The organism is Marinobacter sp., from assembly GCF_041690455.1.
Taxonomy (GTDB): Bacteria; Pseudomonadota; Gammaproteobacteria; order Pseudomonadales; family Oleiphilaceae; genus Marinobacter.
Window position 1 is genome coordinate 22,767 of sequence record NZ_JAWLHI010000051.1, and the last position, 7,042, is coordinate 29,808.

Sequence of the window (7,042 nt, forward strand, 5' to 3'; positions counted from 1 at the left end):
GAATCTCCGTGTAAGCGGTTAGCTCCGGGGTCTGAAGAAAGCCTTCTTCTGACCCCTTTCTTATCTTTCTTGCTTGATGGTTGGCTGGTGGTGGCGTGGCGAACATGGGGTCAGATGAACAAGTTCATCAGACCCCTGGGGCAGCATCTGACCCCACCTTCACCGTCACCCACCCTCACTCGCGGCCGTCACAAACGCCCTCCACCCCCCAAACCCGGTCACATCCCGAGCCCCCTCAAACCCATACCCCTCACAAACAAACCCATTCACCCACCGCCCATCGGCCAACTCCACATTGCCGATCCCGAGCGGCGCGGGAATCAGATCTACAAAGGAACCAAACTCGGAAGCGGCCATTTCCCACACCTCCACAATGATCTCGGCGCCCTCTGCCGCCACCCGCTTCAGCCCCGGCTTGGGCGGCGTGGTGTTGGGCAGGGCATAGAGCCGGTAGTTGGGGGAGGTGGTGGTCTGCTCCAGTAGCGTGGCGTGGCGTTCGACCAGTTGGGTGTTCAGGGGCATGCCCGAAAGGTGCGCACCCACCACCGCCACACGAATCGTGGGAACGGCCTGTTGGTGAGTAACTACTTCCCTGGGGCGAGGCTTATCCACTGCGCCCAGGGGTGTCGGATGGGCATTGAGCCACTGGCTGGCCAGGGTCTGCAGTTCCTTGTCCTTCCAGGCGCCGCTGATGAGGGTGACGCCGAACGGCAGGCCGTCGTCCCGGAACCCGGCCGGCACGGCCAGGGCGCTGAAGTCGGCAAAGTTGACGAAGTTGGTGTAGGTACCCAGCTGGCTGTTGAGGGTCACCGGGTCGGCATAGACGGCCTCGATGGTCGGCGCTGTCGGCGCGGTGGGCACCAGCAGGGCGTCAATGTCGGAAAGCAGTCCGTCAATTTCCCGGATCAGCTCTTCCTTGCGGTAGATGGCATTGAAGGTGTCGGTGGCGCTGAACTTGCCGGCGTTCAGGATGATGCCTTTGACCACCTCATTCATCTCGGCCTCATGCTCGGCCATGAACGCCTCCACCGCCGCATGCCGCTCGGCCACCCACGGGCCTTCATAGAGCAGGGCAGCCAGTTCCATCATGGGCCCGAAATCCAGTGCCACGATCTCCACATCCTGCTGCCGCCACTGGCTGACGGCAGTATTCCAGGCCGCTTCCGCCTGCTGGTCGCCATAAAACTGCGGATGCTCGGGAATGGCGATCCGGTGGATGGGTCCGGGCCGGCGGATGGCGGCCGCATCCACCGGCAATGCGGCAGGTGCCTTGCGGGAGAAAGCATCGGCGGGCTCAAACCCGGCCATGATGTCGGAGACCGCACCGGCATCGTTCACGGTCAGGGCAAAGATCGAAACGCAATCCAGGGAACGGCACGCCGGCACCACGCCCTTGATGCTGAACATCCCCTTGGTGGGCTTCAGCCCCACCAGGTTGTTCAGGCCGGCGGGCACGCGACCGGAACCGGCGGTATCCGTGCCCAGGGCAAACGGCACCAGGCCCCGGGCCACCACAGAGGCCGAGCCGGAACTGGAGCCGCCACTGACTACTTCCCGGTTAAAGGCATTGGGCACCGCACCATACGGTGAACGGGTGCCCACCAGGCCAGTGGCGAACTGGTCCAGGTTGGTCTTGCCGATCAGCACCGCGCCGGCGGCTTTCAGTCTGGCGACAACGACCGCGTCTTCATCCGGGGTATAGGCGAAAGCCGGGCAGGCGGCAGTGGTTTCAAAGCCGACGGCATCAATGTTGTCCTTCACCGCGAAGGGAATGCCGTAAAACGGTAACTGGCTGAGATCGCCGTCGACCATTTCCAGCCGGTCGGCCAGTTCGGCCATGGCCCGGGCAAAGCCGTCGTCGTCGAGCCGGGAAATCCAGGCGGTGTCGTTGCTATCCAGTCGGTCCAGGAGCGAGCCGATCAGTGATTCCGGCTCTGCTCCCTCTTTATAGGCGTTCTGCCAGTCTTTGATTGTCCATCCACGGGTTGCAGGCATGGGTCATCCTCATGTGCGTTGCCAACTTGTATACATGAGCAATGGCAATGCCCGTGCCATCTGAGGAATTTTTCGTAAATTGTTTAAAAATCAATGTATTGATGTTTTTGTGCGGAATGGCGTGATTTTCCGGTCTGCTCCAGGGCGGTGCGAACGCACCAAATCTGGCGCAGAAAACCGGGCATTTGGCGGGGTTCTGGCAGGGGCAAGGCAGGGCGGCGCTGCTTGTATACTAGTTAAGTGATTGTTTTGTTTGATTATTGATGGGATCTGGAACAGCAGATGCACAGGCTCCCGTGCGTTTTACGACGAACTGCACACAACCCGACTATGAAAAGGACGCACGACATGAGAATCAAAAAACACGTGAAGCTGGGTCTCTCCGCATTGGCCCTTTCTGTCTCCCTCAATTCGATTGCCGCCGAGGACCCCATCAAGGTCGGCATCCTGCACTCCCTCTCCGGCACCATGGCCATCAGTGAGTCGACCCTCAAGGACACCATGCTGATGCTGATCGAAAAGCAGAATGCCGAGGGTGGCATCATGGGTCGCCAGCTCGAGCCGGTGGTGGTGGACCCCGCCTCCAACTGGCCGCTGTTTGCCGAGAAGGCCCGTGAGCTGCTGGCCAAGGAAAAGGTAGACGTGATCTTCGGCAACTGGACCTCGGTGTCCCGCAAGTCGGTACTGCCGGTGGTGGAAGAACTGAACGGCCTGCTGTTCTACCCGGTGCAGTACGAGGGTGAGGAATCCTCCGAGAACGTCTTCTACACCGGCGCCGCGCCCAACCAGCAGGCGATTCCGGCGGTGGATTACCTGATGAACGAAATCGGCGTCGAGCGCTGGGTGCTGGCGGGCACCGACTATGTCTACCCGCGCACCACCAACAAGATCCTCGAGACCTACCTCAAGGATGCCGGTGTCTCCGCCGATGACATCATGATCAACTACACCCCGTTCGGGCACTCCAACTGGCAGTCCATCGTCTCCGACATCAAGAAGTTTGGCAGCGCCGGCAAGAAGACCGCCGTGGTGTCCACCATCAACGGTGATGCCAACGTGCCGTTCTACCGCGAGCTGGCCAACCAGGGCATCGACGCCGCCGACATCCCGGTGGTGGCTTTCTCCGTAGGTGAGCAGGAACTCTCCGGCATCGACACCGGCCCGCTGGTCGGTCACCTGGCCGCCTGGAACTACTTCATGAGCGTGGACAGCGACGCCAACTACGACTTCATCGACGCCTGGGTAGCGCACACCGGCAAGGAAGACGCGGTCACCAATGACCCCATGGAAGCCCACTACATCGGCTTCAACATGTACGTGGAAGCGGTCAGGAAGGCCGGCACCACCGACGTGGAAGCGGTGAAGGACGCCATCATCGGCGTGACTGTGCCCAACCTCACCGGCGGCTACGCCACCATGATGCCCAACCACCACATCACCAAGCCGGTGCTGATCGGCGAGATCCAGGACAACGGCCAGTTCTCCGTGGTCTGGGAGACTCCGTCCACCGTGGCCGGCGATGCCTGGTCTGACTTCCTGCCGGGTTCGAAGGACCTGATCAGTGACTGGCGCAAGCCCATGAAGTGCGGCAACTTCAACGTGGTTACCGGCACCTGTGGCGGCAAGGCCGAAGTCGCCTCCAACTAAACCAACCGGGTAACACTGCCCGGGGCGGGGGCATCAAGTCCCCGCCCATCCCAAGCTTCACCCCCAACAACAGGACAGGATGCAACACATGGGCATCACCGGATCGCTCAGCCGCCTTCTGCTTGTCTGCCTGCTGCTCTGGCCCGCCATGGCCACCGCCCAGGTCGACGACTCCGAAGCGCAACAACTGCTCACCGCCCTGGCGGAATCCTCCTTCGCGGAAAAGAAAGACGTGGTCAACCGCATCGCCGGCTCCGGCGACGAACGGGCCCGCACCTGGCTGGAGGCTTTTGCCGCCAACAAGCTCGCCCGTATCGAATCCACCGGCCAGTTCGTGATCGTGCTCTCCAACCGGGGCCGCGACTGGGATGTGGAAAGCGCCACCACCGGCGAGAGCCTGGGTGAGATCTCCCGGCGGGACATCGACACCATCCGCGTGAACAACAGCCTGCGCAACGAGCTGGAAAGCATCCTCTCCGTCATCGACCTGAAAAGCCCCGACGAAGACAGCCGCCTGACCGCCGCCCGAGCCCTGAAGGGTAATGTGGACGACGGCCTGGCCGAACAGTTACCGGACCTGATCGAGGCGGAAACCGCCGCCGACGTCCAGCTGGCGCTCACCGAAGCGCTGGCCATTTACCAGGTGGAAGAGCAGGGCGACACCCGCGCGGTCGCCGTGCTCTCCGGCAGCCTCAATTCCCAGGCCCGCGCCGCCCTGCAGAGTGCCGCCCGCAGCGACGACCCGGCCCTGGCCGCGGCCGCCAACAAGGCCCTGGAAAGCATCGAACAGAAACTCAAACTCAACCGCGCCGCCGAGACCCTCTACTTCGGGCTCTCCCTCGGCTCGGTGCTGGTACTGGCCGCCATCGGCCTGGCGATCACCTTCGGCGTGATGGGTGTGATCAACATGGCCCACGGCGAGCTGATCATGCTCGGCGCCTACACCACCTGGGGCATGCAGCAATTGTTACCGGGCCAGCCGGGCCTGGCGCTGATCCTGTCCATCCCCGCCGGCTTCCTGGGAGCGGCGCTGGCGGGCATCGCCATCGAGCGCACCGTGATCCAGCACCTCAAGGGCCGCCCGCTGGAAACCCTGCTGGCTACCTTCGGCGTGAGCCTGATCCTGCAGCAGCTGGTGCGCACCGTAATTTCACCGCTCAACCGCACCGTGATTACCCCGGAATGGATGAGCGGCTCGGTGATGATCAACGAGGCACTCTCATTAACGCTCAACCGCATGTACGTGATCGGCTTCGCCCTGGTGGTGTTCGCCGGCCTGATGCTGATCATGCGCAAGACCCGCCTGGGCCTGGAAGTGCGCGCCGTTACCCAGAACCGCGCCATGGCCCGGTCCATGGGCATCAAGGCCACCAAAGTGGACATCATGACCTTCGGCCTGGGCTCCGGCGTGGCCGGCCTGGCCGGTGTCGCGCTCTCCCAGATCACCAACGTGGGCCCCAACCTGGGCCAGAACTACATCATCGATTCCTTCATGGTGGTGGTGTTCGGTGGCGTGGGGAACCTCTGGGGCACCCTGCTGGCGGGCCTCTCCCTCGGTACCATCAACCAGCTTCTGGAACCCTGGGCCGGTGCCGTGCTCGCGAAAATCATCGTGCTGGTGTTCATCATCCTGTTCATTCAGAAACGGCCGAAGGGGCTCTTCCCCCAGAAAGGCCGAGCGGCGGAGGGCTAGGGTGTCCCGTCTAGCCAATTCTTTAATCCACTGCGAGACGCAAGCGTCTCGCCCTTCGGGAGCCTCTGAACGCCTTGATAGCCGCGTTGCAGCGCCTCGATTTGGAACCACCAAACCTTCGCCACTGCGCCTTGCTCTCAAGACGCTCAGAGGCTCAGTGAATCAAATAATTAGCCAGAAGGGACACCAGTTATGTGGCTAACAAGACCTTTTCGTGAGCCATCTACTCAAATCTTCCTGGGCGTGCTGTTTGCCGCCCTGATCATCGTCAGCGCGTTGCACCTGTTCATGCCCCAGGACAGCGCCCTGCACGTAAGCGCCTACACCGTCACCCTGCTGGGCAAATACCTGTGTTACGCCCTGCTGGCGGTAGCGGTGGACCTGGTGTGGGGGTATCTCGGCATCCTCAGCCTCGGCCACGGCGCCTTCTTTGGCCTTGGTGGCTACGCCATGGGCATGTACCTGATGCGCCAGATCGGCGACCGCGGCACCTACGGCGACCCGATCCTGCCGGACTTCATGGTATTCCTGAACTGGGACGAACTGCCCTGGTACTGGCATGGCTTCGACATGGCCTGGTTTGCCTTCATCATGGTGCTGCTGGCCCCGGGCCTGCTGGCACTGGTGTTCGGCTTCCTGGCCTTCCGCTCGCGGGTGACCGGGGTGTACCTCTCCATCATCACCCAGGCGCTCACCTTCGCCCTGATGCTGGCCTTCTTCCGCAACGAGATGGGCTTTGGTGGCAACAACGGCCTGACCGACTTCCGCGACATCCTCGGCTTCAACCTGCGCACAGACGCCACAAGGCTGGGGCTGTTCATCGCCACCGGCATCGCCCTGGCCATCGGCTACGTGATCTGCCGGGCCATCGTGACCAGCAAGCTGGGCCGGGTCAGCGTGGCCTGCCGGGATGCCGAAGCAAGAACCCGCTTCCTGGGCTACCGGGTGGAACGGGTGCAGCTGTTCGTGTTCGTGGTCTCCGCCATGCTGGCGGGTGTGGCCGGGGCGCTGTACGTGCCGCAAGTGGGCATCATCAACCCCAGCGAATTCTCGCCGCTGTTCTCCATCGAGATCGTGGTGTGGGTGGCCCTGGGTGGCCGGGCAACGCTCTATGGCGCGGTGATCGGTGCCATCCTGGTGAACTACGCCAAAACCGTGTTCACCGGCATCATGCCGGACGCCTGGCTGTTCGCCCTCGGCGGCCTGTTTGTGCTGGTCACCGTGTTCCTGCCCAAGGGCATTGCCGGGCTGCTGCAGAAACGCCGCAAAGCCAAAACCGATGACGCCACACCCACCGGGCAGGAGGCCACCGCATGAGCATTTTTCAGGAACTGGCCGACCGCGAGCATGTGTTCGAGTTTCTGACCCAGGTGCAATCGCCGGTGGACGTGCGCCACGGCCCCATCCTGTACCTGGAAGACGTGAACGTGAGCTTTGACGGCTTCAAGGCCATCAACAACCTCAACCTCACCATCGACGACGGCGAGCTGCGCTGCATCATCGGCCCCAACGGCGCGGGCAAAACCACCATGATGGACATCATCACCGGTAAAACCCGGCCGGATACCGGCTCGGTGTGGTTCGGCAGCCGCCACAACCTGCTCACCATGAACGAGCCGGACATCGCGAGCCTGGGTATCGGCCGCAAGTTCCAGAAACCCACGGTGTTCGAAGCCCTCACCGTGTTCGAAAACCTGGAACTGGCCA

General features: G+C 62.4%; 5 protein-coding genes. 4 read left to right on the forward strand and 1 reads right to left on the reverse strand.

Annotated elements, in window-relative coordinates:
• Nucleotides 1-165 precede the first annotated feature (165 nt).
• Nucleotides 166-1,995, reverse strand: coding sequence for an allophanate hydrolase (gene atzF, locus ACESMW_RS13160; RefSeq protein WP_372987477.1), 1,830 nt, complete (start codon nucleotides 1,993-1,995; stop codon nucleotides 166-168).
• A gap of 348 nt (nucleotides 1,996-2,343) precedes the next feature.
• Between atzF and urtA the strand changes: the two genes are divergently transcribed.
• From urtA to ACESMW_RS13180, 4 genes are all read left to right on the forward strand, one after another.
• Nucleotides 2,344-3,642 (forward strand): urea ABC transporter substrate-binding protein, encoded by a 1,299-nt coding sequence (gene urtA, locus ACESMW_RS13165; protein ID WP_372987478.1) that lies wholly within the window; start codon nucleotides 2,344-2,346, stop codon nucleotides 3,640-3,642.
• Between the two features lie 88 nt (nucleotides 3,643-3,730).
• Entirely contained in the window at nucleotides 3,731-5,335 is a 1,605-nt protein-coding gene (urtB, locus tag ACESMW_RS13170; RefSeq protein WP_372987479.1) for an urea ABC transporter permease subunit UrtB, read from the forward strand.
• 192 nt (nucleotides 5,336-5,527) lie between these two features.
• Entirely contained in the window at nucleotides 5,528-6,652 is a 1,125-nt protein-coding gene (gene urtC / locus ACESMW_RS13175; RefSeq protein ID WP_372987480.1) for an urea ABC transporter permease subunit UrtC, read from the forward strand.
• The coding region (locus tag ACESMW_RS13180; protein WP_372987481.1) for an ATP-binding cassette domain-containing protein at nucleotides 6,649-7,042 on the forward strand (394 nt) is incomplete at its 3' end. The genes urtC and ACESMW_RS13180, both read left to right, overlap by 4 nt.

Coding starts and splice junctions, on each gene's coding strand:
- atzF (WP_372987477.1), bottom strand. CDS start 1,995: ATGCCTGCAACCCGTGGATGGACAATCAAAGACTGGCAGAACGCCTAT.
- urtA (WP_372987478.1), top strand. CDS start 2,344: ATGAGAATCAAAAAACACGTGAAGCTGGGTCTCTCCGCATTGGCCCTT.
- urtB (WP_372987479.1), top strand. CDS start 3,731: ATGGGCATCACCGGATCGCTCAGCCGCCTTCTGCTTGTCTGCCTGCTG.
- urtC (WP_372987480.1), top strand. CDS start 5,528: ATGTGGCTAACAAGACCTTTTCGTGAGCCATCTACTCAAATCTTCCTG.